Annotated in this window: 22 protein-coding genes; 19 read left to right on the top strand and 3 right to left on the bottom strand. The window is 31.0% G+C overall.

Features of this window, described 5'->3' with window-relative positions; all coding sequences use genetic code 11:
* Window positions 1–42 precede the first annotated feature (42 nt).
* The 10 genes from lysS (at window position 43) to MPAN_RS00805 (ending at window position 11,158) form a co-directional block, all read left to right on the top strand.
* Complete coding sequence (gene lysS / locus MPAN_RS00850) at window positions 43–1,530, top strand: lysine--tRNA ligase (protein ID WP_176239146.1); 1,488 nt, start codon at window positions 43–45, stop codon at window positions 1,528–1,530.
* Window positions 1,531–1,784: 254 nt separating this feature from the next.
* A complete protein-coding gene (gene glmS / locus MPAN_RS00845) occupies window positions 1,785–2,192 on the top strand; it encodes a methylaspartate mutase subunit S (RefSeq protein WP_176239145.1) in 408 nt (135 codons plus the stop codon).
* A complete protein-coding gene (glmL, locus tag MPAN_RS00840) occupies window positions 2,192–3,574 on the top strand; it encodes a methylaspartate mutase accessory protein GlmL (protein ID WP_176239144.1) in 1,383 nt (460 codons plus the stop codon). The genes glmS and glmL overlap by 1 nt, the downstream gene beginning before the upstream one ends.
* Window positions 3,575–3,583: 9 nt before the next feature.
* Complete coding sequence (locus MPAN_RS00835) at window positions 3,584–5,047, top strand: methylaspartate mutase subunit E (protein ID WP_176239143.1); 1,464 nt, start codon at window positions 3,584–3,586, stop codon at window positions 5,045–5,047.
* Window positions 5,037–6,281 carry a methylaspartate ammonia-lyase gene (locus MPAN_RS00830; protein ID WP_176239142.1) on the top strand — a complete coding sequence of 415 codons (1,245 nt, stop codon included), beginning with the start codon at window positions 5,037–5,039 and terminating at the stop codon, window positions 6,279–6,281. The genes MPAN_RS00835 and MPAN_RS00830 overlap by 11 nt, the downstream gene beginning before the upstream one ends.
* 10 nt (window positions 6,282–6,291) lie before the next feature.
* Window positions 6,292–6,555 carry a citrate lyase acyl carrier protein gene (gene citD / locus MPAN_RS00825; protein WP_176239141.1) on the top strand — a complete coding sequence of 88 codons (264 nt, stop codon included), beginning with the start codon at window positions 6,292–6,294 and terminating at the stop codon, window positions 6,553–6,555.
* Window positions 6,548–7,375 (top strand): HpcH/HpaI aldolase/citrate lyase family protein, encoded by an 828-nt coding sequence (locus MPAN_RS00820; RefSeq protein ID WP_176239140.1) that lies wholly within the window; start codon window positions 6,548–6,550, stop codon window positions 7,373–7,375. Before citD ends, MPAN_RS00820 begins: the two co-directional genes overlap by 8 nt.
* Window positions 7,376–7,379: 4 nt before the next feature.
* Window positions 7,380–8,891 (top strand): citrate lyase subunit alpha, encoded by a 1,512-nt coding sequence (citF, locus tag MPAN_RS00815; protein WP_231756787.1) that lies wholly within the window; start codon window positions 7,380–7,382, stop codon window positions 8,889–8,891.
* Window positions 8,892–8,898: 7 nt separating this feature from the next.
* A complete protein-coding gene (locus MPAN_RS00810; RefSeq protein WP_176239139.1) occupies window positions 8,899–9,897 on the top strand; it encodes a nucleotidyl transferase family protein in 999 nt (332 codons plus the stop codon).
* A complete protein-coding gene (locus MPAN_RS00805) occupies window positions 9,890–11,158 on the top strand; it encodes a triphosphoribosyl-dephospho-CoA synthase (protein WP_176239138.1) in 1,269 nt (422 codons plus the stop codon). Before MPAN_RS00810 ends, MPAN_RS00805 begins: the two co-directional genes overlap by 8 nt.
* Before the next feature lie 37 nt (window positions 11,159–11,195).
* Here MPAN_RS00805 and MPAN_RS00800 read toward each other — a convergent pair whose 3' ends face one another.
* Both MPAN_RS00800 and MPAN_RS00795 read right to left on the bottom strand, forming a co-directional pair.
* Window positions 11,196–11,750 (bottom strand): Fe-S-containing hydro-lyase, encoded by a 555-nt coding sequence (locus MPAN_RS00800; protein ID WP_231756786.1) that lies wholly within the window; start codon window positions 11,748–11,750, stop codon window positions 11,196–11,198.
* The gene (locus MPAN_RS00795; RefSeq protein WP_176239136.1) at window positions 11,747–12,586 is read right to left on the bottom strand and encodes a fumarate hydratase; all 840 of its coding nucleotides are present in this window, start codon (window positions 12,584–12,586) and stop codon (window positions 11,747–11,749) included. Before MPAN_RS00795 ends, MPAN_RS00800 begins: the two co-directional genes overlap by 4 nt.
* A 161-nt stretch (window positions 12,587–12,747) precedes the next feature.
* Between MPAN_RS00795 and hutH the strand changes: the two genes are divergently transcribed.
* The 5 genes from hutH to MPAN_RS00770 all read left to right on the top strand — a co-directional run bounded on the left by hutH (window position 12,748) and on the right by MPAN_RS00770 (window position 19,144).
* Entirely contained in the window at window positions 12,748–14,277 is a 1,530-nt protein-coding gene (hutH, locus tag MPAN_RS00790) for a histidine ammonia-lyase (RefSeq protein WP_176239135.1), read from the top strand.
* Entirely contained in the window at window positions 14,267–16,279 is a 2,013-nt protein-coding gene (locus MPAN_RS00785) for a urocanate hydratase (protein ID WP_231756785.1), read from the top strand. The genes hutH and MPAN_RS00785 overlap by 11 nt, the downstream gene beginning before the upstream one ends.
* Window positions 16,276–17,250: a glutamate formimidoyltransferase gene (ftcD, locus tag MPAN_RS00780; RefSeq protein ID WP_176239134.1), complete on the top strand. Its 975-nt coding sequence runs from the start codon at window positions 16,276–16,278 to the stop codon at window positions 17,248–17,250. The genes MPAN_RS00785 and ftcD overlap by 4 nt, the downstream gene beginning before the upstream one ends.
* Window positions 17,251–17,324: 74 nt before the next feature.
* Complete coding sequence (hutI, locus tag MPAN_RS00775; protein WP_231756784.1) at window positions 17,325–18,512, top strand: imidazolonepropionase; 1,188 nt, start codon at window positions 17,325–17,327, stop codon at window positions 18,510–18,512.
* Window positions 18,509–19,144: a cyclodeaminase/cyclohydrolase family protein gene (locus tag MPAN_RS00770; protein ID WP_176239132.1), complete on the top strand. Its 636-nt coding sequence runs from the start codon at window positions 18,509–18,511 to the stop codon at window positions 19,142–19,144. Before hutI ends, MPAN_RS00770 begins: the two co-directional genes overlap by 4 nt.
* A gap of 54 nt (window positions 19,145–19,198) precedes the next feature.
* On the opposite strand, the gene MPAN_RS00765 is transcribed toward MPAN_RS00770, so the two are convergent.
* On the bottom strand, window positions 19,199–20,584 hold the full coding sequence (locus MPAN_RS00765; protein WP_176239131.1) for an MATE family efflux transporter: 1,386 nt from the start codon (window positions 20,582–20,584) through the stop codon (window positions 19,199–19,201).
* A 162-nt stretch (window positions 20,585–20,746) separates the two neighbouring features.
* On the opposite strand from MPAN_RS00765, the gene MPAN_RS00760 reads away from it, so the two are divergent.
* The 4 genes from MPAN_RS00760 to MPAN_RS00745 all read left to right on the top strand — a co-directional run bounded on the left by MPAN_RS00760 (window position 20,747) and on the right by MPAN_RS00745 (window position 25,638).
* Complete coding sequence (locus tag MPAN_RS00760) at window positions 20,747–21,730, top strand: LacI family DNA-binding transcriptional regulator (protein WP_176239130.1); 984 nt, start codon at window positions 20,747–20,749, stop codon at window positions 21,728–21,730.
* Entirely contained in the window at window positions 21,724–23,199 is a 1,476-nt protein-coding gene (locus MPAN_RS00755; RefSeq protein WP_176239129.1) for a UDP-glucose--hexose-1-phosphate uridylyltransferase, read from the top strand. The genes MPAN_RS00760 and MPAN_RS00755 overlap by 7 nt, the downstream gene beginning before the upstream one ends.
* Window positions 23,196–24,347: a galactokinase gene (locus tag MPAN_RS00750; protein ID WP_176239128.1), complete on the top strand. Its 1,152-nt coding sequence runs from the start codon at window positions 23,196–23,198 to the stop codon at window positions 24,345–24,347. Before MPAN_RS00755 ends, MPAN_RS00750 begins: the two co-directional genes overlap by 4 nt.
* Before the next feature lie 226 nt (window positions 24,348–24,573).
* Window positions 24,574–25,638 carry a GGDEF domain-containing protein gene (locus MPAN_RS00745; protein WP_176239127.1) on the top strand — a complete coding sequence of 355 codons (1,065 nt, stop codon included), beginning with the start codon at window positions 24,574–24,576 and terminating at the stop codon, window positions 25,636–25,638.
* The last annotated feature ends 2 nt before the right edge of the window (window positions 25,639–25,640 follow it).

The raw sequence follows: 25,640 nt of genomic DNA, 5'->3' as shown, positions 1-25,640 counted from the left end.
CTTTTTCTATGATATAATATCAACGATTAGGAGGGTTTAATTATGTACCAAGACGATTTAAATGAACAACAACTTATAAGAAGACAAAAAGCTCAAGAATTAAGTGATATGGGTGTTGAGCCTTTTGGACAAAAATACGAAAGAACTCACAATGCGAAACAAATCATTGATTTATACTCAAATGATGATCATGACACATTGGAAGAAAAACAAATAGAGGTTTCTATTGCCGGACGCATAGTCTTAAAACGTGGACAAGGTAAAGCAGGATTCATGCATATCATGGATCGTGATGGCCAAATTCAAGTCTATGTAAGACAAGATCGTGTTGGTGAAGATCAATACGCTTTATTTAAACACGCTGACTTAGGAGATATCGTTGGCGTTAAAGGTGTTTTATTTAGAACTAAAACAAATGAGTTAACAATTAAGGCTTCAAGTTATACACATTTGACGAAAGCTTTAAGACCTTTACCTGATAAATTCCACGGTCTTCAAGATAAAGAGGAAGCTAGACGTAGACGTTATGTTGATTTAATTGTAAATCCAGATGCTAGAAGAGTAGCAATGACAAGACCTAAAATTATTAGATCTATTCAAAACTATTTTGACTCTAAAGGCTTTATTGAAGTTGAAACTCCAGTTCTACATCCAATTTTAGGTGGCGCAGCAGCAAGACCATTTATAACACATCATAATACGCTTGATATGGATTTTTATTTAAGAATCGCAACTGAATTACCATTGAAAAGATTAATCGTTGGTGGCTTAGAGGCCGTTTATGAAATTGGTAGATTATTTAGAAACGAAGGTATGGATGCTAAACACAATCCGGAATTCACAACGATTGAAGCATATCTTGCATATGCAGATATGGGTGATATGATGGATTTAGTTGAAGGCTGTCTATCAACAGTTACTCAAGAAATATTAGGTTCATATGATATTAATTATCAAGATCAAATTATTCACATGCAAGCTCCTTGGAAACGTTGGCATATGGTTGACGCAATTAAAGAAATTTCAGGTGTTGATTTTTGGAAACACATGACTTTAGATGAGGCAAAAGCGATTGCAAAAGAACATGAAGTTCACGTTGAAAAACATTTTAGTTTTGGTCACATCGTTGAAGCTTTCTTTGAACATTTCGTAGAAGATAAAATCATTCAACCAACAATCATATATGGTCATCCAATTGAAATATCACCACTTGCTAAAAAGAATGCAGCTGATCCTAGATTTACTGATCGTTTTGAATTATTCATTATGAAAAGTGAATATGCAAACGCATTTAGTGAATTAAATGATCCTATTGATCAAAAAGAAAGATTTGAAAACCAAGTTAAAGAAAAAGAAATGGGAAACGATGAAGCATCTGAAATGGATGTTGATTTCATTGAAGCTCTAGAATATGGTATGCCTCCTACTGGTGGTATTGGTATTGGTATAGACAGATTTATTATGTTATTAACAGATACGCCAAATATTAGAGACGTTATTCTTTTTCCACATCTAAAAAATAGAACATAATAAAATATAAAGATGATTGTTTATTCAATCATCTTTTTCATTGTTATAGATTCTTCAAAAAATATTTTTTCAAATATTTGCTAAATATACTTCATTTTTCTTAAGTATTCAGTAATATCGCTTCTTATACTTAAAAAAGTATAAAAAAGGCTGTTTTACTGTTGTTTTTTAAGCAAAAATGATTTAGAATACTAGTGTATGTAAGCGTTTTTATAATATATTATTATTAATCGTATAAAATACCGGAGGAAAACATGAAAACTATCGTTATCGGCGTAATCGGAGCTGATGTTCATGCTGTAGGCAATAAGATCATTGAGTATACATTAAACAAAGAAGGCTATAATGTCGTCAATGTTGGTGTATTATCATCTCAAGAAGATTTTATAAATGCAGCTATAGAAACATCAGCTTCTTTAATTATGGTGTCATCTTTATATGGTCAAGGAGAGCTTGATTGCAGAGGCATGCGTGATAAATGTGAAGAATCAGGTCTTGATCAAATACTTCTTTATGTTGGTGGAAACATTGTCATTGGTAAACAAGATTTTACTGAAGTTGAAAAGAGATTCAAAGAGATGGGCTTTAATAGAGTTTATCCTCCTGGAATTAAAATTGAAGATGTTTTAAGTACAATTAAACAGGACTTAGGGGGCAACTAATGAAAACATATTTGCTTGTTGATTTTGGTTCTACTTTCACCAAATTAACTGCTGTTGATTTGGAAAAAGAAGAAATTATAGCAACTGCAAAAGCAATAACAACTGTTGAAAAAAACATTATTTTAGGCTACCAAAAAGCATATGATAAATTGATAGCTAAAATTGGTCATGACATGAATTTCGATAAAATAACTGCCTGTTCTTCTGCTGCTGGTGGTTTAAAAATGGTCGCAATCGGACTAGTTGAAGAACTTACAACTGAAGCAGCTAGACGAGTTTGTTTAGGTGCGGGGGCTAAAGTTGAACTTGTCTTATCTCATAATATTAACCACCATGAAGTGGATCAAATAAAAGAAAAAAATATTGATATCATTCTTTTAGCTGGGGGAGCTAATGGAGGCAATAAAGAATGTGTCATTCATAATGCTAAACAACTTGCAAAATCGGATATTAAAGCTCCGATTGTTTTTGCTGGAAACAAAGATGCTACAGATGAGATTGAAGAAATCTTAACTGCTGCTAAAAAAGAATTTTTTATTTGTGAAAACGTGATGCCAAGACTTAATGTATTAAATATTACAAGTGCTAAAGATACCATTAAAGATATTTTTGTAAAAAACATTATTGAAGCTAAAGGTATTAAAAAAGTTGAAAAGCTTGTTAATGAAGTTGTTCTTCCTACGCCTAACGCTGTCTTAATGGCTGCTGAGCTCTTATCTAATGGGTTTGGTGATGAAACAGGATTAGGAGATTTGATGCTTGCTGATGTCGGTGGTGCAACCACTGATATATATTCTATGTCATCTGGACTACCGACTCAAATGAATGCAATTTTATCTGGCCTTGAAGAGCCTTATGCAAAAAGAACTGTCGAAGGTGATTTGGGTATGAGATACTCATCTTTAGGTATTTTAGAAACATTTAGCGCTTCAGAAATTAGTTATTATAAAAGCAAAAACGTTGATTTAAGTTTTGAAGCTCATAAAAGACATGACGATATAGAATTCATTTCTTCTACTGATGCAGATTATGTTGCTGATGATATTTTTGCAGGTAAATGTATCGATATCGCAACAACAAGACATGTAGGGACATTAAAAGGTGTTTATACACCAATGGGTGTTATGTATTATCAAATTGGAAAAGACTTGACTCAAACACAATATTTTATAGGTACTGGTGGTGTTGTCATTAGCAGTAAAGATCCAGTTGCAATTTTAAAAAATGGTATAACTATAGCGAGTAAACCTATGGAATTAAGACCTAGAAACCCTGAATACTTACTAGATAAGACCTATATTCTTTCTGCAATGGGTCTACTCTCTATTGATTATCCAGAGATTGCGCTTAGAATAATGAAAAAATATATGATAAAACTATAGGAGCCTAACATGCGAGTAAGAAATAAAAAATGGTCTTTAGAATATTTCCTAGAAGTACGCAAGGAAGTACTTTCTACCTGGCCTACAGGAGATTCTCCTTTATTAGATTTAGACACAGCTGTTGAAACATTAAGAGCAGTTCCAGAACACAAAAATTTTGCGCTTAAACTTTTAAAAGCTGACAAAGAAAAAAGAACATATATTCAACCAAGAGCTGGTGTAGCAACACTTCAGGGTCATATAGAATTGTTAAAACATTTAGAACAAGCGGGTGCTGATTTTTTGCCTTCTACAATTGATTCTTATACAAGACATAATCGATATTTAGAAGCTCAAGAAGGCATAGAAATAAGTGAGAAAGAACAAAGATCTTTCCTTAATGGTTTTCCTGCTGTTAATCATGGTGTTGAAGGATGTATGGAAGTCTTAAAAGCTGTTAATGTTCCATTGCAAGCTAGACACGGTACACCTGATGCAAGATTATTATCTGAAATTATTCATGCAGCTGGATGGACATCTAATGAAGGTGGCGGTATTTCTTATAATATTCCTTATGCTAAAAATATTTCATTAGCTGATTCTATCTACTACTGGCAATATTGTGATCGCTTAGTTGGATATTATGAAGATCATGGAATTCATATTAATAGAGAACCATTTGGTCCATTAACTGGAACACTTGTTCCCCCTTCAATTGCAATTACTGTAGGCATTATTGAAAGTATACTAGCTGCTACTCAAGGCGTTAAACATATTTCAGTTGGATATGGTCAATGTGGAAATGTTGTTCAAGATGTTGCAGCCATCCAAATGTTAAAAGAATTAACAGAATATTATTTATATACTTTTGGTCATAAAAATATGCATATAACAACAGTGTTTCATCAATGGATGGGTGGATTCCCAAAGGATGAAGCTGAAGCGTTAGGCTTAATTTCAATGGCATCAACAGTTGCATCTTTATCAAAAGCAACTAAAATGATTACTAAGACTCCTGTTGAATCTATTGGTGTTCCAACAAAAGAAATGAATGCAACTGGAATCAAAGCTTCAAAATTCGTCGTTAATTTATTAAAAGATCAAGCGTTTCCTGATTCTCAAAAATTAAACCTCGAAAAAGAAATGATTAGAAAAGAAGTAACTTGTCTCATGGATAAAGTTATTGATCTTGGATTAGGTGATGTTGCCATAGGTGCAATTAAAGCATTCGAATATGGAGTTATCGATATTCCATTTGCTCCAAGTAAACAGACGATGGGTTTAGTTCTACCCGCAAGAGATAATGAAGGTTGTATACGTATATTAGAATTCGGTCATTTAGGTATGTCTGAAGAAGTTAAAAACTTTCATAAAGACAAATTAAAAGAAAGGGCTTTAAAAGAAGATAGAGCATTAGATTTCCAAATGACTGTTGATGATGTTTATGCGGTTAGTGAAGGAAGTTTAATTGGTAGAAAAGCAGATGAAAATTAAACAAGTACTATTTACAAAATCATATACAGGCTTTTATTTTGATGATCAGAAAGCTATAAAAAATGATGCAATCCATGATGGATTTTTATACATTGGAGAACCTCAAACCCAAGGCTTTGAAAAAGTAAGAGTTACAGGTGAGGCTATATCAATTCAACTCATTTTAGATAATAAAGATATTGCAGTTGGTGATTGTGCAGCAGTTCAATATTCAGGAGCTGGAGGACGAGATCCTCTTTTCCTTGCAAAGCACTATATTCCAATTATGGAGACTTATATTAAACCTCTTTTAGAAGGATTAACTTTAACTACTTTCAAAGAAACGATGAGTCTTATTGATGATTTTAAAATTGATGGTAAACGTCTTCATACTGCCATAAGATATGGTTTATCTCAAGCAATATTATCTGCAATTTCCCTAAAAGAAAAGAAATCAATGGCTGAAGTTATTAGAGATGAATATAATCCATCTCTTAGAGTTTTAAAATCAATACCTATTTTTGCACAAACCGGTGATGATCGATATACAAATGTAGATAAAATGATTTTAAAAGAAGTTGAATCACTTCCTCATGCATTGATTAACAATGTGAAAGAAAAATTAGGGCTACATGGAGAAAAACTCATCGCTTATATTGAATGGTTAAAAAATAGAATTTTAACTCAAAGATTAAGAGATGATTATAATCCAATTATCCATATAGATGTATATGGAACAGTTGGGATTGCTTTTCATGATGATATGGATAAAATCGTATCTTACTGCAGAGATTTAGAAGATGCTGCTTCTCCTTTTAAATTAAGATTAGAAGGTCCTTTTGATCAAGGCAATAGAGAAGATACAATGCTCATGCTACAAAAACTAACCGCCTTATTAGATGAAGAAAAGATAGGTGTTGAAATAGTTGCTGATGAGTGGTGTAACAATCTTGATGATATTAAATATTTTGCTGATCACAAGGCTGGTCATGTTCTACAAATTAAAACTCCTGATTTAGGTGGTCTTCAACATATTGCCGAAGCTATACTTTATTGTAAAGAAAGAGGCATTGGTGCTTATTGTGGTGGAACATGTAATGAAACAAATCTTTCTGCAATAGCTACTACTCATGTCGCTATAGGCGCAGGTGCAGATCTTTGCCTTGCAAAACCAGGTATGGATGTTGACAGTGGTTATATGATTGTAAAAAATGAAATGGAAAGAACTATTGAACTTTCTAAGATGAAAAGATAGGTGATGTTTTTTGAAAACATTTGCAACCGCAGGAACATTTGAATCTAATGATTGCATCGTAACTGTTAAAAAGTCCGATGTTCTAACTATTGAAATTGAAAGTGTAGTTTTTGAACAATTCGGAATTCAAATAGAAAAAGTAGCAAGACAAACTCTTATAGATATGAAGATAGATCATATCCATTTATTTATTAAAGATAAGGGTGCTCTTGATTATACAATTATTGCTAGAATCAAGACAGCTTGCAAGCGGTTAGGAGTTTATCATGCGTAAAAGTTTATTATTTATCCCAGCAAATCATCCAGCAATGTTACAAAACGCTGACATTTTTGAATCTGACTCAGTAATTTTTGATTTAGAAGATGGTGTGCATTTAACTGAAAAAGATGCTGCTAAAGATTTACTCATCTCTTTTTTAGATACTTTTAAATTAAGTGATTTAGAAATTATCATAAGAATTAATAAAATTACTGATTTAAAAGAGATTATGCATGAACAGATAGATACAATTTTACTACCTAAGGCTGATCAAAAATCACTTCTTCTATTAGACCAAACATTAACTACTCTAGAAAAAAAGTTCAAACTAAAAAAGAAAATAGGAATTATAGCTTTAATTGAAACTCCTGAGTCTGTATTAAATGCTCTTGATATAGCTAAACAAAAACGAGTTAATGGTTTGTTATTAGGTGCTGAAGATTTAGCAACTTATTTAGGTGTTTCAAGAACCCTAGAAGGTCATGAAATAGAGTTTGCTAGAAATATGGTTATATATGCTGCTAAAACGTATCAAATAGATGCAATTGATACGCCTTTTGTTAACACTAATGATTTATCAGGATTAAAACAAGATACATTATATGCCAAATCATTAGGCATGAGCGGTAAAGCTTGTATTCATCCAAATCAAATAGATTTAATTAATACTCTATTTTTGCCTTCAATTGAAGACATAAAATACGCACAAAAAATACTTCTTGCAAAAGAAAAAGCTGATCAAGAAGGATTAGGTGCTTTTTCTGTTGATGGGAAAATGATTGACCAACCTATTATCAAAAGAGCACAAAACATAATAGAAAAATCCAAAGGATGATATTGTGATCAAAAATAGTCTAGGAAAAATGATTCCCGATGGATATAAGCCTTTTATATCTGTTGATCATTTTAAAACTGAATCTTATAATCCTTTAGATAAAATACTTTCAAAAGAAAAATGTAAACGTATTGAGTCTATATCTCTTTTATTTGATGAACTAAAGATAAAAGATGGGATGACATTTTCATTTCACCATCATTATAGAAATGGTGATTTGCTTTTAAATATGGTTTTAAAAGAAATAAAGATAAGAAACTTAAAAAATATCACTTTAGCTCCAAGTTCTATCTTTCCAATTCATGAACCTTTAGTAGATCTTATAAAAAATCAAAATGTTACTTCAATTTTTACTAACTATGTTAACGGACCGGTTGCTGATGCTATAAGTCATGGATATTTAAAAGATTTACTAATTATGGATACACATGGTGGCAGAGCAAGAGCTATTGAATCTGGGGATATTAAGATTGATGTTGCATTTATTGCAGCGAGTGCTGCAGATTTAGACGGAAATGCTAATGGCATTGATGGGAATAACCCTTGTGGTCCATTAGGTTATATCTATCCTGATTTGTATTACGCTAAACATAAAGTTATTGTAACTGACACTATTTTAGATAAACTCTCTAAAAATGAGATTAATCATACTTATGTAGATTATTTAATCAAAGTTGATCAAATAGGTCTCTCAAGTGGTATCGAATCGGGTACGACTTCGATGACAAAAGATCCTGTACAATTAAAAATTGCAAAAGACACCGTAAAACTTATGAATGAGTTAGATGTTATCAAAAACAATATGAGTTTTCAAACTGGAGCAGGTACAACCAGTATTGCAGTTGCTGCTTACTTAAAAGATGAAATGATAAAACATAATATCAAAGGATCTTTTGCTAGTGGTGGCATCACCTCTAGTTTAGTAGATATGTATAATCATAAACTTTTTGATAAATTATATGATGTGCAATCCTTTGATTTAACTGCAGTAAATTCCTATAAAAATAATATAAACCATATACTTATGGATGCATCGCAATACGCAAATCCATTTTACAAGGATGCTATTGTTAACAAGCTTGATTGTGTTGTGCTGGGTGCTACAGAGATTGACCTTAATTATAATGTCAATGTCACAACAACTTCTACACATCAACTTATAGGTGGTAGCGGTGGTCATAGTGATACAGCTTATGGCTCAAAATTAACTATTATAACAACTAATTTAGTTAAATCTAGAATTCCTTCTATAAGAAACACTATCCAAGTTATCTCTACACCTGGAAATAGTGTAGATGTTATTGTCACAGAAAGAGGAATCTCAGTTAATCCGAATAGAAACGATTTATTAGATAAATTAAAAAATACTCAGCTCAAAATTTTAACGATTGATGAATTATATCAAAAAGCCATAGAAATTGCGGGCCTGCCTGAATTATTTAAACATAAAGAAAGAGTCATTGGACTCGTAAGATATAGAGATGGATCCATATTAGATTCAATATATGAGGTATAAAAAATAAATGACAACATACACTTTTAAAGATGTTTTATTACCATCAGAAATCAATGATGCAAAAAACCTTTTAAAAATTAATCATCTAACTTATGAACACAACGTTACAAAGACGATAGGACTATATGATAACAAGCATATGGTTGCTACAGGTTCCATTGATCATAACGTTATCAAAATGATTGCTGTTGATCCTGAGTATACTTCTAGAAATTTGAGTTCAAAAATACTATCCTATTTATTATTTGATATGGAAGCAAACCAAGTCAATCATTATTTTTTATTCACAAAACCAGAAAATACTAAAATATTTAATAACTTTAATTTTAATCAAATTATTGAAACAAAAGATGTTGTTCTATATGAGAACAAAGAGAGAAATATAACACAAACTCTACAAGAAATGAAGAAAACTCTTCCTCCAAAAAAAGGTGTAAGAAATTGTGTTGTCATGAATCTAAATCCCATGACTTTAGGACATTTGCATCTCATTGAAAAAGCAGTGCCAAAAGATGGTGATTTAATCATTTTTTTAGTTGAAACAAATGCTTCAAAAATTGATTATAAAACACGTTATCATATCTTAAAAAAAACAATTAGTCATATGAAAAATGTGCATATATTACCATCAACAGATTATATCATTTCAAGAGCTACATTTCCTACATATTTTTTGAAAGATGAACAAAGTATGGATGTATATACTCAATTAGATGTGTCTATATTTAAACAATATTTTATGCCTATTTTTGAAATAGATATGAGATATGTTGGACAAGAACCTTTAGATCCACTTACTGATACTTATAATAAAAAACTAGTAAATATGCTTAAAGGTCAATTAACAATCATTGAAAGAATTACATTTGAAGAAAAAGTCATTAGTGCATCTTATGTTCGTTTACTAGCAAAACAAAAAAAATATAATGAATTAAAATTAGTCGTTCCTCATGCTACATATAGATTTTTAATTTCAAAAAAAGGAAGAACATTATTTGATGAATGATTCCATCTTAATTGCTAGAGAAAAACGATTCGAATATATTACTGAATTATCAAAAACTTATCCAAGTATCATTGTCTTAAAAGCAAATACACCAGGACCTGATAAAAATAGATATTCCAGTTTTTTTCTGATTGATCAATTTAATCGCATCATTGAAAGTAAATTTCAATTTGATTTTAAAACACTGAAAAAGGGCTTTGATGGGCCCTATTATGTTTATGCCTTTTCAACTATTCTATCTAAGGATACTAAGTTAGAACTTATTGATATTGAAAATACTAATATGCTAGGTAGACTTATTGATATTGATTTATACATCAATGCTAAGATGATATCAAGAAGTAATTTTGAGATTGATTTGAGAGGTTGTATGATTTGCAATCATTCGGCAATTGATTGTATGAGAAACAAACGCCATAGCGTTGAAGAGATCTTAAATCATATCGATGCTCGCATATTGTATTATCTAAACTTATCTATAGGTCCTATCATCAAAAGCGCAATGTATGATGAATTGAATTTAGATGATAAATTTGGATTGGTTACACCAACCTCTTCTGGATCACATACTGATATGGACTATGCTATAATGATTAAATCCATTGATATCTTAAATCCATATTTTTTAGATATGTTTGAACTTGGCTTTAAGTTTGAAGATGAAAAAATATTATTTCAAAAAGCTAGAATCATAGGTATAAATGCTGAACGAGATATGTTAAATAATTCCAATGGTATTAATACTTATAAAGGATTAATTTACATACTTGGTTTTGTACTTCTAGCATTAGGTTATATCGTTAAGCATAACAAGCCATTTGATAGTATATTTTCTAGAATTAAAGATCTCTCAAAAGATGTATTAAATGACTTTAAAAATGATATCAATTCTGCAGGTGTTAATGCTTATAAAAATTATCAAATTAAAGGTATTAGAGGTGAGGTTCATGATGGACTTCCAACAGTTCAAAATGCTTTAAATTATTTTGAAAAACTCGATAGTTCAAACCCTATAAACTTTCATCATATATTGTTATATTTCATCATGCATTCACAAGATACAATTCTTCTAAAACGTAGTAAAACCTTAGATCGTTATTTACAAATAAAAGCAATGTCGAAACAAGTTGATCCCTATAATGAAAAAGACATCAAAGACTTTACAGCATATTGCATCAAAAATCATATAAGTTTTGGTGGATCAGCAGATTTGTTTATCGTCTTCCAGTTTTTAAATAAAATTAAATTATTTCTAAAATAAAAAGCAATGAAGTTATTATCCTTCATTGCTTAATTTTTTATATTTCAATAGTTCTATATTTATTAACTTCATCTTTTACAAGATTCCCACCATATATATCATATGTAACTGTTACAGGAAAATCTTTAACTTCTAACTTATAAATAGCTTCTGGTCCCAATTCTTCATAAGCTATGACTTCACTTGTTATGACTTTCTTTGACAATAGCGCTCCAGCTCCACCAACTGCTTGCAGATATATAGCCTTTTGGTCAATCATATCTTTGATGAACTCATCACTTCGATCGCCTTTGCCTATCATCACCTTTAGCCCTTTTTTCATGAGTGTAAGACTATATGGATCCATTCTATAACTAGATGTTGGTCCGCATGAACCAATTGGTCTACCTTCTTTTGCCGGTGTAGGTCCAACATAATAAATTACTTGACCTTCAAAATCAAATGGTAGCTTCTTATTTTGCTCAATAGCTTCTACCATTTTTTTATGTGCTTGATCTCTACCCGTATAAATAATTCCTGATATGTATACCATATCACCTGCGTGCATTTTTTTTATATCTTTAAATGTTATCGGCGTTGTTATGTGCATCATATAACCCCCGTCTTATGTCTTGAAGCATGACATTGTAAATTGATTGCTACAGGTAAAGAAGCGATGTGACAAGGATATGTGTTAATCTTTACCGCTAATGCGGTTGTAGAACCACCAAATCCCATAGGGCCAACTCCCAATTTATTAATATCATCAAGTATTTCTTCTTCTAATTTTCTTAAATATAGATCAGGATTAATATCATCCACTTCTCTTAAAATAGCTTCTTTTGCAAGTAAAGCAGATTTTTCTAAGTTCCCACCAACTCCAATGCCTACGATTAATGGTGGACAAGGTTTTCCTCCAGCATAAAAAATAGTGTGTAATACTAATTTTTTTATACCTTCAATACCTTCCGCTGGAGTTAACATCTTAACCAAACTCATATTTTCACTACCTCCACCTTTTGGAGCAAGAGTGATTTTTATTTGATCACCAGGCACTAATTTAACATGCGTAATAGCGGGTGTGTTATCACCTGTATTCTTTCTGGTAAAAGGATTATCTACAACAGATTTTCTAAAAAAGCCTTCATCATATGCTTCTCTAACACCTTGATTGATGGCTTCATACAGATCACCTATAATATGAACATCATATCCAACTTCTGCAAAACAAACAACAAGACCTGTATCTTGACACATGGGTGCACCTTCATTTTTTGCTATCTCGTCATTTTCAACAATCTGTTCTAATACATTTTTACCTATATTAGATTTTTCTAATTTAATTTTTTCTCGTAACAAATCCATAAAAGATGTTCCTAGATTACAATTAGCATCTAATGCCAGTTCTTTTACCAAATTTGTTATATTTTGAGCTTCTATTTTTCGCATAGTATCACCTAATATAATTATACATGAAAAACATAATTTTTTGTGGATAAAATACTCTGATTAATCCCTATATGTTTTTTATAAAATATGATACAATAAATATATAGAAGCGCTTACATTTCTAAGAAAGGACATAAATCTTTGATTTATGAACAGAATATATGATTATATTAGATGGTCACACGCTGACCTTAAAGCAGTTGGTCTCAGCAGCAAGACATCATGAACCCGTTAAACTATCTAAAAAGAGTATTGAATTAGTTAACAAAGCTAGTTCTTTTGTTTTAGAACTTGCCAATTCAGATAAACCAGTTTATGGTATTAACACTGGCTTTGGAGATTTAGCTAATGTTCAAATCGATAAAGATAAATTATCTTTGATTCAATTAAATTTATTAAAGAGTCATGCTTGTGGTGTTGGGGATCCTTTAAATGAGGAAAGCGTAAGAGCAATGTTGGTTTTACGAATTAATGCACTTATTCAAGGATTTAGTGGAACTCGTTTAGAAACAATAAATTTAATGATTACTTTTTTAAATAAAAACATCATACCTGTAGTTTTTGAAAAAGGAAGCCTTGGTGCAAGCGGTGATTTAGCATTACTTTCTCATATGAGTCTGCCTCTTTTAGGACTTGGTGAAGTTTTTTATAAAGGCAAAAGAATGCCTGCATCAAAAGCTTTAAAACTTGCAGATATAAAACCACTAGATCATTTAGCTCCTAAAGAAGGGTTAAGCTTAATAAATGGTACTCAAGGGATGTCTGCTATAGGAGCACTTGTGCTCTATGATGCATTTAGATTAATTAAATACGCTAATTTATCCCTATCTTTAACAATGGAAGCCTTAGAAGGTATTATGGATGCCTTTGATCCAAAGGTTCATCAAGTTAGACATCATTTAGGGCAAATAAGAATTGCTAAAGATGTTTCTTTGGGCTTATCAGGTAGTTTAAATGTTTCTCATCAATGTGAAAAAAGAGTTCAAGATGCATATTCTATTAGATGTGCGCCTCAAGTCCACGGTGCATCATTAGCTGCTTTTTGGCATGTTTCAGACATTATAAATAATGAAATGAATGCAGTTACGGATAACCCTATTTTATTCTTAGAAGAGCAACAGGTGCTAAGTGCAGGAAACTTTCATGGTCAACCCTTAGCTTTAGGTTTTGATTATTTAGGTATAGCGATTGCTGAACTAGCCAACATTAGCGAAAGACGTATTGAAAGACTTGTGAATCCTAAATTAAATAACGGACTACCACCGTTTTTAACAGCTTGTTCAGGTGTGAATTCTGGATTTATGATTACACAATATACAGCGGCTTCATTGGTAAGTGAAAATAAAGTTCTTGCTCATCCTGCATCAGTTGATTCAATTCCTTCTTCTGCAAATCAAGAAGATCATGTATCAATGGGTTCAATCTCAACTAGAAAGGCTAGAACTATATTAGAAAATACAAGTAAAGTTATCGCTTTAGAAATATTTGCGGCAACTCAAGCTCTACATTTTAGAGGTAGTGACAAATTAGGGGTAAAAACTAAAATAGCTTTTGACTTATTCTCTAAACATATACCTTTTATAGAATCTGATGAAATCATGTATCCTCATATTCACAAAATAGAATCGCTTATAAAGGATGAAACAGTATTTGATACTATCTTTGAAGGAGATGATACCTATGAACAATAGTATTAGTTTAGCAGATATATTTGATAAACTTCCTGACTATCCAAAATTTAATAAAGACATAAGAAGAGCACCAAAACGTGAAATGACATTAAATGAAGGTGAAATTAAACTCGCATTAAAAAATGCATTAAGATATATACCTAATAAATGGCATGATATATGTGCTCCTGAATTTCTAGATGAACTTCTGACAAGAGGTAGAATTTATGGATATCGATTTAGACCAAAAGGTCATATCAAAGGTAGAGCCATTGATACTTATGTCGGTAACACTATAGAAGGCAAAGCTTTTCAAGTCATGATTGATAACAACCTTGATTTTGATGTTGCGCTTTACCCGTATGAATTGGTTACTTATGGAGAGACCGGGCAAGTGTGTCAAAACTGGATGCAATATCTTTTAATTAAAAAATATCTAGAAATTATGACTGATCATCAAACATTATCCATTTTATCTGGGCACCCTTTAGGATTATTTTTATCTGCTAAAGATGCACCAAGAGTTGTTTTAACAAATGGACTTATGGTTGGAGCTTATGATAATATAGCACAATTTAATAGAGCACAAGCATTAGGTGTAGCAAATTACGGTCAAATGACTGCTGGTGGATTCATGTATATTGGACCACAAGGTATTGTCCATGGAACTTATCAAACACTACTTAATGCTGGTAGATTAAAATTAAATATTCCTAACGAACAAAACCTTTCTGGAAAATTATTTGTATCCTCTGGTTTAGGTGGTATGAGTGGCGCTCAAGGAAAGGCTATAGAAATTGCAGGTGGGGTTGGTATCATTGCAGAAGTTGATCCTTCAAGGATTAAAACAAGATTTGAACAACACTGGGTTTCTAAAATTGCATATACTCCTAAAGAAGCTTTTCAGCTTGCGTCAACTTATCAGAAAAACAAAGAAGCTGTAGCCATTGCATATCAAGGTAATATTGTAGAATTATTAGAGTATGCGAATAAAGAAAATATCCATATAGATCTACTTAGTGATCAAACAAGTTGTCACGCAGTCTATGATGGTGGATATTGTCCAATGGATATATCTTTTGAACAGAGAACTAGTTTGTTAAATACAAATAAAGATTTATTCATTAAAAAAGTAAATGAAACTCTGCATAGACATTATCTTGCAATTAAGAAATTAACAGAAAAAGGCACTTATTTTTTTGATTACGGAAATAGTTTTTTAAAAGCTTTGTATGATTCTGGATTAACAGCTATTTGTAAAAACCATAAAGATGATTTAGATGGATTTATATATCCTTCCTATGTTGAAGACTTAATGGGTCCACTTCTTTTTGATTATGGATATGGTCCTTTTAGATGGGTATGTTTATCTGGCAAAGATGAAGACCTTGATTTAACTGATAAAATCGCAGCTAGTCTAATAGATCCTACTCAAAGGTTCCAAGATAAAGATAATTATGATTGGATCGTAAATGCTAAATCTAATCATTTAGTTGTTGGAACTAAAGCTAGAATTTTATATCAAGATGCATATGGAAGATTAAAAATTGCATTAGCATTTAATGATCTAGTTAGAGAAAAGAAAACTGGCCCGATCATGTTAGGTAGAGATCACCATGATACCGGTGGAACAGATAGTCCTTTTAGAGAAACTGCAAATATAAAAGATGGTTCAAATATCATGGCAGACATGGCGACTCATGTTGCACTTGGAAATGCATTAAGAGGTATGAGTTTAGTATCCTTGCACAATGGTGGTGGAGTTGGAATTGGAAAAGCAATCAATGGTGGATATGGTATGGTCTTAGATGGTTCTAAGAGAGTTGATGATATTTTGAAACGCGCTTTAATTTATGATGTCATGGCCGGAGTTGCTAGACGTTCTTGGGCAAGAAATAAAAATGCTATTGAAACTGTAGAAAAATTTAACGCCTTGGGTGAAGACCATCATATTACAGAACCTTTTATAATTAATGAAAAACTCTTAAATGATATTTTGAAAAAGAAAGGAATTACAACATGAAAAAAATAGTTCAGTGCGTTCCTAATTTTTCTGAAGGTATAAAAAAAGATATCATTGAAAAAATTGTTGAACCTTTAAAAAATAGATCTGGATTTAAATTAATATCTTATGAATCAGATGAGGATTATAATCGAACAGTGGTTACGTTAATCGGAGACCCAAATGATATGATTAAACCTCTTATAGAATTTTTCGAACAAGCACTCATTCATATTGATATGAATCATCAAAAAGGAGAGCATCCAAGAATGGGTGCTGTCGATGTGGTTCCATTTATTCCTATAGAAAATATAACACTTGATGAATGTGTGGAAGTTGCAAAAAGTTTAAGTCAACACATATCTGATAAATTTGGAATCCCAATATTCTTATATGCTAAAGCTGCAACTCAAGAAAACAGAATCAGTCTTCCTACAATTCGAAAAGGTGAGTTTGAAGGTATGAAAGAAAAACTAAAAGATGAAGAATGGAAACCTGATTTTGGAAAACCTGATGTTCATAAAACTTTTGGTGTAACAGCCATCGGAGTAAGAACTCCTTTGATTGCATATAACATAGATTTAGACACTGATGATATGGAGATTGCAAAAAAACTTGCAAGAACTATACGACAATCAAGTGGAGGTTTTCAATATGTTCAAGCAGGTCCAGCATTTTTAAAAGATAGAGGACATGTCCAAGTTACAATGAACATTTTAGACTTCAAAAAGAACCCAATTTATAGAATTTACGAAATGATACAAATGGAAGCTTTAAGATATAAAGTAAAAATTAGTTCATCTGAAATTATTGGTTTATGTCCTTATAATGCGATTTTTAGCTCTTTGAAGTACTATTTAAGCCTAAATTCCTTAAATATTCCAAAAAAATTAAGTTTTGATGACATTATTATAGATGCAAAAAAATATTTAAAATTACGAGACTTTGATAAAAATAAAATTATTGAGTATCATATAGAGGGTATATTATGATAGCGGATCTAATCATTTACAATATTAGAAAACTTTATACTTCGACGGAAAAAGCGCCTGTAAAAGGATATTCTATGGGTCGAATAAATATGATTTCAAATGCCTTTGTCGCAGTCAAAGACGGAAAAATTTTAGATGTAAATTCAGGCGATTTTAAAAACTACATCAATTTTTCGACTAAACTTATTGATGCAAATCACAAAATTTGCCTCCCAGGATTCATAGATTCACATACTCATCTCGTTCACGCTGGTTCTAGAGAAGATGAGTTTGAAAAATTGAAAAAAGGAGTTCCATATCTTGAGATTTTAAAAAATGGCGGTGGTATTTTAGGTACGGTTGATAAAACTAGACATGCAACTTTTGAACAACTTTTTGATCAAGCTTACAAATCTTTAGATACTATGCTAACTTTTGGTGTAACAACAATTGAAGGTAAAAGTGGATATGGTCTTTGTCTTGAAACTGAGTTGAAACAACTAAAAGTTATGTATGAATTAAATCGAAAACATCCAATAGATATCATATCTACATACATGGGTGCACATGCTGTACCTAGAGAATATGAGCATAATAAAAAATCTTACATTGAAAAAATGAAGGAAGATTTAGTCTATATCAAATCTTCAAATTTGACAAATTATGTTGATGTCTTTTGTGAAACTGGAGTTTTTGATATTGAAGAATCTAAAGATATTTTAAAGTCTGCTTTAGATTTAGGTTTCAAAATTAAACTTCATGCGGATGAAATTGATCCTCTTGGAGGAGCAGGTTTAGGTGTAGAATTAGGAGCTACTAGTGTTGATCATTTAATGGCTATTAGTCCTAAAGATATTAAAGTACTTGCTCAATCAAATACAATCGCAAACATATTGCCAGGTACTTCTTTTTATCTAAATAAACCATTTGCAAATGCACGAGCTATGATTGATCAAGGATGTGCATTATCCATATCTTCAGATTATAATCCTGGTAGTTGTCCAACTGAAAACTTCCAATTAATATGTCAACTTTCAGCTAATCATTTAAAGATGTCACCTGAAGAAATACTAAATGCAGTCACAGTAAATGCTGCTTATCATCTAGGTTTATCTGAAAATACAGGTACATTAGAAATCGGAAAAGATGCAGATATTATTTTATTAGATATCCCAAATCTTGCATATATGTTTTATCATTTCGGTATTAATCATGTTACAGATGTTATTAAAAAAGGTAAGGTCGTCGTAAAAAATAAAACAATTCAAAGGGGAAGAAAATGAAACTTATTGATTTAAAAACTATTGATTTTATCAATCAAGTAGATTCAAATTCACCTGCTCCAGGTGGAGGTAGTGTCTCAGCTTTGATTTCTAGTCTCGGTGTTTCTTTAGCAAGAATGGTTGGTCATCTAACTATACCTAAAAAGAAATATGAAAAACTAGACAAAGAAATAAAAGCAGATTTTGAAAATCATTTATCTCATCTAAATATTATTAAAGATGAACTTGTTCTATTAATAGACAAAGATACAGAAGCTTTTAATGATATCATGTCTGCCTACAAGATATCAAAAGAAACTCCTGAAAAAAGAAACAAAGCTATCGAAGAAGCAACTTTAAAAGCTATTGAAGTTCCTTATAGAGTTTCTATAATTTCTTTAAAAGCATTAGAACTTCTTCCGTTTATTCTAACCTATGGAAATAAACAAACGATATCCGATTTAGGTGTAGCAACACTTGCGCTAGCTTCTGGTATTGAAGGTGCATTACTAAATGTATTAGTTAATCTACCTGGTATCTCTGATGAAGAAATCAAATCTTTTTATATGAAAGAATACAAACACATTATCAATAAAACATATCTTATAAAAGATAGTATGTTGAAAGACATATATAAAGAACTTTTAATTTAATAAAACAAAAAAGGTCATATCGATTTGATATGACCTTTTTTTATATATTATTTTTTATTTTAATGCTGGTTCAATCGTTAAATTATTAATCCATTTTCCGGATGCACTTCTTCTATAGACTAAGAACAATTTAATAATTTCTTCAAAGTTAACAAATACAATAATTATGTATAATGGTAAGCTAGAAAAATACGATAGAATGAAAGCCAAAGGTACACCAACACCCCATAAAGCAAAGACTTCTGAGAATAATGCATATTTTGTATCGCCACCTGATCTTAAACTACCTACAATAATGATTGCATTTAAAAACTTAATAGGTGCGTATATAGCATAAATTCTTAAGATTATAATAACCATATCTTTAACTTCAACACTTAGTTCTCCAAAGAGTGGAACGATAAGCGGAGATAATGTGAATAATATAATACCTAAACCAAATCCAAAAACGATCCCTAATTTCCTAAATCTTTTTTCCCATTCTCTTGCTACTTCTAACTCGTTTTCTCCAAGCTTGTTACCAAGCATCACTGCAGATGCATTAGCTACTGAAATTGTAGCGACCCAAAACAGTGAATTAATTTGATTCGATAAATATATACTGCCTACTGCTTTATCTCCTATAAGACCATAAGCTACTAGATATACTGTCATGCCAAGTCCCCAAAAACTTTCGTTGAGTAAAACTGGTAGGGCTGTTTTAAATAATTTACGAGCAAAACCAAATGTAATACGCTTAATTGAAGAAAAATGAATTTTCAATGCACTTTCTTTACTTAAGAATAAATAAGAAATCATAAGCATTGCTACAACTGATGAAGATATTAAAGTTGCAATTGCAGCTCCTCTAACACCTAATTCAGGAAATCCAAATCGACCACCAATTAGAACATAATTCAATCCTGTATTAATCAATACACCAATAGCTTGAAAAATAGACGGCATTAATACTTTTTGAACATTTCTTGCAAGCATACTAATCGCAAACGCAATCGTAGATGTAATAAAACTAAATCCAATAAAACTTAAATACTGTGCCCCTAAGGTTATAACATTTTGATTCGGGGATTCATTTAAGTTAAATAATCTAATAATTTGAGCAGGAAACAATTGCGTAAGGCCTAAAAATATAATCGCAATCAATAATCCAGATGAAAGCATCATGATAAATACTTTTGATATATTATCATATGCCTTTGATCCATAATACTGAGCTATAAATATGCCAAATCCTGAAAAGAGTCCAAATTGTATAATAGTTAATAAAAATAAAAATTGACTCCCAATACCAACAGCTGTTAAAGCATCATCACCTAATTCAGTAACCATAAACGTATCTATAATTCCTAATAATGATCCTAAGAGTTGCGTAAAAAAGATTGGAACTGCAATCTTTACTAATGCACTATAAAAATGTTTGTTTTTTTGTTTTGTTGTCATTATACTTCTCCGCTAATTAAAATCCAATTCATTATAACACGATTTACACAGTTAGACCAAATGTATATCTATATTATAACTAAAAAGTAAATAAAGTTTTAGTAAATATTTACTATACAAATTAAATCTAAATTGATATAATGTATTTATGAGGTGATATATATGTCCACATTAAAAGATATTGCACTAAAATCTAATGTTTCAATATCAACTGCTTCCCGTATTCTAAGCAATGATAAGACACTATCTGTTGCAGATCAGACAAGATCTAAGGTTTTAAGAGTTGCTGATGAATTGGATTATCAAACTAAAAAAAATAAACAAACAAAAACAAAATTAACTGTTGCACTTATACATTGGTATACACGTGCTAAAGAATTGGAAGACAATTATTATCTATCCATTCGTTTAGGTGTCGAAAAAGCCGCACATGAACAGGGCATTGAATTAATCAAAATTTTTCACGATAGTCTTTCTCAATCTTTAATACCTGCAGATGGAGCCATCGCTATAGGTAAATTTGATCATGAGGAAGTTTCAAAGTTTAAAAAAATATATAAACATATCGTCTTTGTTGATTCATCACCTGATGTTAACACCTTTGACAGCGTAACTATTGATTTTGAACAAGCTTTTAAAGAAGCTATTGATTTTTTAAGAAGTCAACACATCAATAAAATAGGTTATATTGGAGGTAGAGAATTCACACATACCTTAAAACAACCTATCGGAGATAGAAGAGAAAAATTCTTTAGATCTTATGTTAAGGAACATGAGCACATACACATTGGTGAATTTAATATTGCATCTGGTTACGAACTGATGAAAAATATAATTGCAAAAGATAAATTAGTCGAAGCATATATCATTGCTAGTGACAATATGGCCATTGGAGCGCTTAGAGCTTTATATGAAGCAAATATTAAAGTCCCAGATGACGTATCCATCATTAGTGTTAACGATATAGAGCAAAGTGCTTATACAATTCCACCATTATCAACAATAAAAATATATAAAGAACATATGGGTGAAGTCGCAATCAATCTACTCATAGAAAAAATCAATGGTAGAGAAATTGCTCAAAAAGTAATTATTCCAACTAAATTAATATTAAGAAAAACGACCAAGGAGGCAAATCCATGTTAAAACTAATAGAAAGTTTAATCCGTTATGAAATAAGACAAAATGTCATTAAAGAACGTGACTATGTCTATGTGCGAAATCAATTGTTTAACCTTTTGCGTATTGAACCTACTGACCAAGATATATCCTACGAATCAATTGGCTACCCTTCTGATGCCCTTGATCCAATACTTGATATATTAGAAGAGCAACATATACTTGATGGCTCTAAGGTAGCTAGAGACTTATTTGACGCAAAAATCATGAATGTTTTTGCTAAACTACCTTCTGAGATTGAAGATCTCTTTTTTAACCTTTATAAAAAAGATAGCAAGCTTGCTACTGACTGGTATTATAACTATATGAAAGCTTTAAACTACATTAGAAGTGAGCGTATAGAAAAAAATGAATTTTTCAAAACTTCATCTATCTATGGAGATGTTGAAATAACTATCAATCTATCCAAACCAGAAAAAGACCCTAAAAGTATTTTAGCTGCATCAAAAGTTAAAAGTCTAGCTTATCCAAAATGTGTCCTTTGTGCAGAAAGTGAAGGTTTTGCTGGTAACCCTTCTCGCGATTCTAGAGATCAACATCGTTTAATCGAATTAAATGTAAATAATGAGCCTTGGTATTTACAATATTCACCTTATACATATTACAACGAACACGCTATAGTCTTATCTAAAGAACATAGACCTATGAAAATAAATCAAAAGACATTTGAAAACCTACTTGAATTGTGCGAACAATTTAATCATTACTTATTTGGGTCTAATGCTGATCTACCAATCGTTGGAGGATCTATATTATCTCATGATCACTATCAAGGTGGAAATTATGTCTTTCCTATTGAAAAAGCGAAAACTTTAGACTCTTGGAAAAAAGATGGCATTACATATAATCTTAAAAAATGGCCATTATCTACTCTAGTGATTAAGAGTAAATCAAAAGAGGCTCTAATTAAAAAAGCTGTTTCAATTTTAGACAAATGGAAAAACTATGATAACGCTGATTTAGATATTAAATCATATAGTGATGATACACCCCATCATACAATTACACCTATAGCACGTATTGAAGATGGATTTTATACACTAACTTTAATTTTAAGAGACAATCAAACTAGTGATGAACATCCTTTAGGAATCTTTCATCCACATGCCGACAAATGGCATATCAAAAAAGAGAATATAGGTCTTATTGAAGCGATGGGTCTAGCAATTCTTCCAGCCAGATTAAAAACAGAAATGGCATTTGTTAAATCATATCTTTTAACACAAAAGCAATTACCTGATGAAGCATTAAAACATAAAGATTTTGCTCAAAAGATTTTAAATGAACATCAAATAGATAAAGATAATGTAGATGAAATTCTTGAACAAGCAATTGGAGAAGTATTTGTATCTATATTAGAAGACAGCGGATGCTTTAAACAAAATAAAGAAGGTATTTCTGCCTTTAAATCATTTATAAAGGATGAATTAATATGAAAGAAAAAATGAATAAACAATTTGCAAAACTATTTAATAGAAATGATGGACAAGTTTATTATTCACCAGGACGAGTTAATCTTATTGGAGAGCATATCGATTATAATGGTGGTTTTGTATTTCCATGTGCATTAAGCTATGGAACATACGGGATTGCAGCTAAACGAAATGATCCCAAGATAAAAGTTTTTTCAAACCCTTTTTCAAAAGAAATTTATACATTTGATCTTGATCATTTAGTTAAAGATTCTAAAAACTCTTGGGCTGATTATATCAAAGGTTCCATAAAGGCAATCCTTGATAAAGGTTATAAAATTGAATATGGCATTGATTTATACATTGAAGGCACGCTTCCTGTTAATGCTGGCTTATCTTCTTCTTCATCACTTGAATTATTAATCATTTATATATTTGATCATTTAAATAGTTTAAATATCAATAGACCTGAAATGGCAATATTAGGAAAAGATGTAGAAAATAAATTTATAGGCGTTAATTCAGGTATTATGGATCAATTCATTATCGCAAATGGTCAAAAAGATCACGCCATCATGTTAAACACTGAGACTCTTGAATATCAACAAATCCCATTATTTTTAGATACTTATAGTCTTTTAATCGTTAACACGAATAAACAAAGAGGTCTTGCTGATTCGAAATACAACGAACGATTTCAAGAATGTCAAGATTCAATGGCTATACTACAACCAAAATTTGGTATAAAAAATTTGTGTAGCCTATCTGATGAACAATTATTATTATCTAAAGATATGTTAAGTGATACCATTTATAGACGTACGCGCCATGTACAAACAGAACAAAAGAGAACTATTCTTTCTGCAAAAGCTTTAAAAGCTGGTCATATCAAAGAGTTTGCAGATCTAATGACTTCTTCACATATGTCTTTAAAAAATGATTATGAAGTAACAGGTGTTGAATTAGATACCTTAGTTGAAACGCTTCTTCATTCAGGAGCAACAGGTGCACGCATGACTGGAGCTGGCTTTGGTGGATGTGTTGTCGCACTTGTAGAAACTGACAAGTTTGATGAAGTTTGCAAACAAACTAAAGCAATCTATTTAGATAAAATTGGATACGAGCCTTCATTTTATAATGTTGTCCCTGAAGATGGTGTCTCAGCTATCTAATTGAAAATGTACTGAATAATCTAGAGATTCATTTTATCTTAAGTGTTTGCTGCTTCAACTTGTACTCGTGATTACAATATAGAGAATTATATTTCTTAATTACTGCGATATGCCTCACTTTCTTTATTAAAATAAATATATATGAGTGGACAAAAAATATAGTCTGTCGCTCTTTGTTTTTGTGTTATAATGAAACATAAGCCTCTTAGAATGGAGTAAACAGTATATGTATATAAATCTAGTTCTTCAATTAGAAATTCTATTGGTAAACTTGATCATTACGGGATTACTTGCAACAAGAAAATATAAAATAAAAACTACAGTGATATCACTTATTCTTTTCACTTTCCTTTCGGTTCTTTTTTATTTTGTATTAAACCCAGATGATTCATCTCGTTATTATCATTTAATTGCTGGATTTACATTTATTATTCCATTAATATTACTTTATAAAGAATCTGTATTTAAAATGACTACGATCATGTTTTTTAGTTGGACACAAACTATGATCATTTCAAATATTTCTCTTTCTTTAGCAAATATAATTGACGCAAAACTAATAATCTTACCTATAGTCTTTCATACAATACTTTTAGCAATTGCATTTCCACTCATTAAAATATTTGCACAAAAAACATATAAAGTTATCATTGAAGGTATTTCTAACGATACAACAAAATTACTAATGGTTTTAGCAACCATATTATTTTCAATGTCAATTATATTTGGATACTTTATTAGTGGTGATATTGTTATTATAATTACATTACTTTTATTAGAAATTGCAAATATTTCTGTGTATACACTATTGCGTGATTTTATTAATAAATCAAAAACAGTCATAAGTTTAAACAAACTCGCTTTTACAGATTCATTGACAAAACTTGAAAACCGATTTTCCTTATTTACAAATACAAATCAACTTATTGAGCAACACATACCTTTTCATTGTATCTATATGGACTTAGATGGTTTAAAGAGTGTTAATGATACCTATGGTCATTTAGTGGGTGATAAATATTTACAATACTTTTCTTCCGCTGTTATAAAAAGCATAAGCAAAGAAAGTAAATTTTATAGAATTGCTGGAGATGAATTTGTTTGTATTACAGAAGATGTTAATGTTAATATAGATGAACTGAAATCTAAAATTGTACAAAACTTCAATCCTGAACTTAATTTCAAGGGCGTAAGTATAGGATACTCGACTTATAAAAAAGATGGAGAAACTCTAGATACTCTCTTAGGAGTTGCTGATAGTAAAATGTACAAAAGAAAAAAAGTGAGATAGGT

The organism is Mariniplasma anaerobium (genome assembly GCF_016865445.1).
GTDB lineage: Bacteria > Bacillota_I > Bacilli_A > Acholeplasmatales > Acholeplasmataceae > Mariniplasma > Mariniplasma anaerobium.
This window is presented reverse-complemented; position numbering and strand designations above follow the sequence as displayed.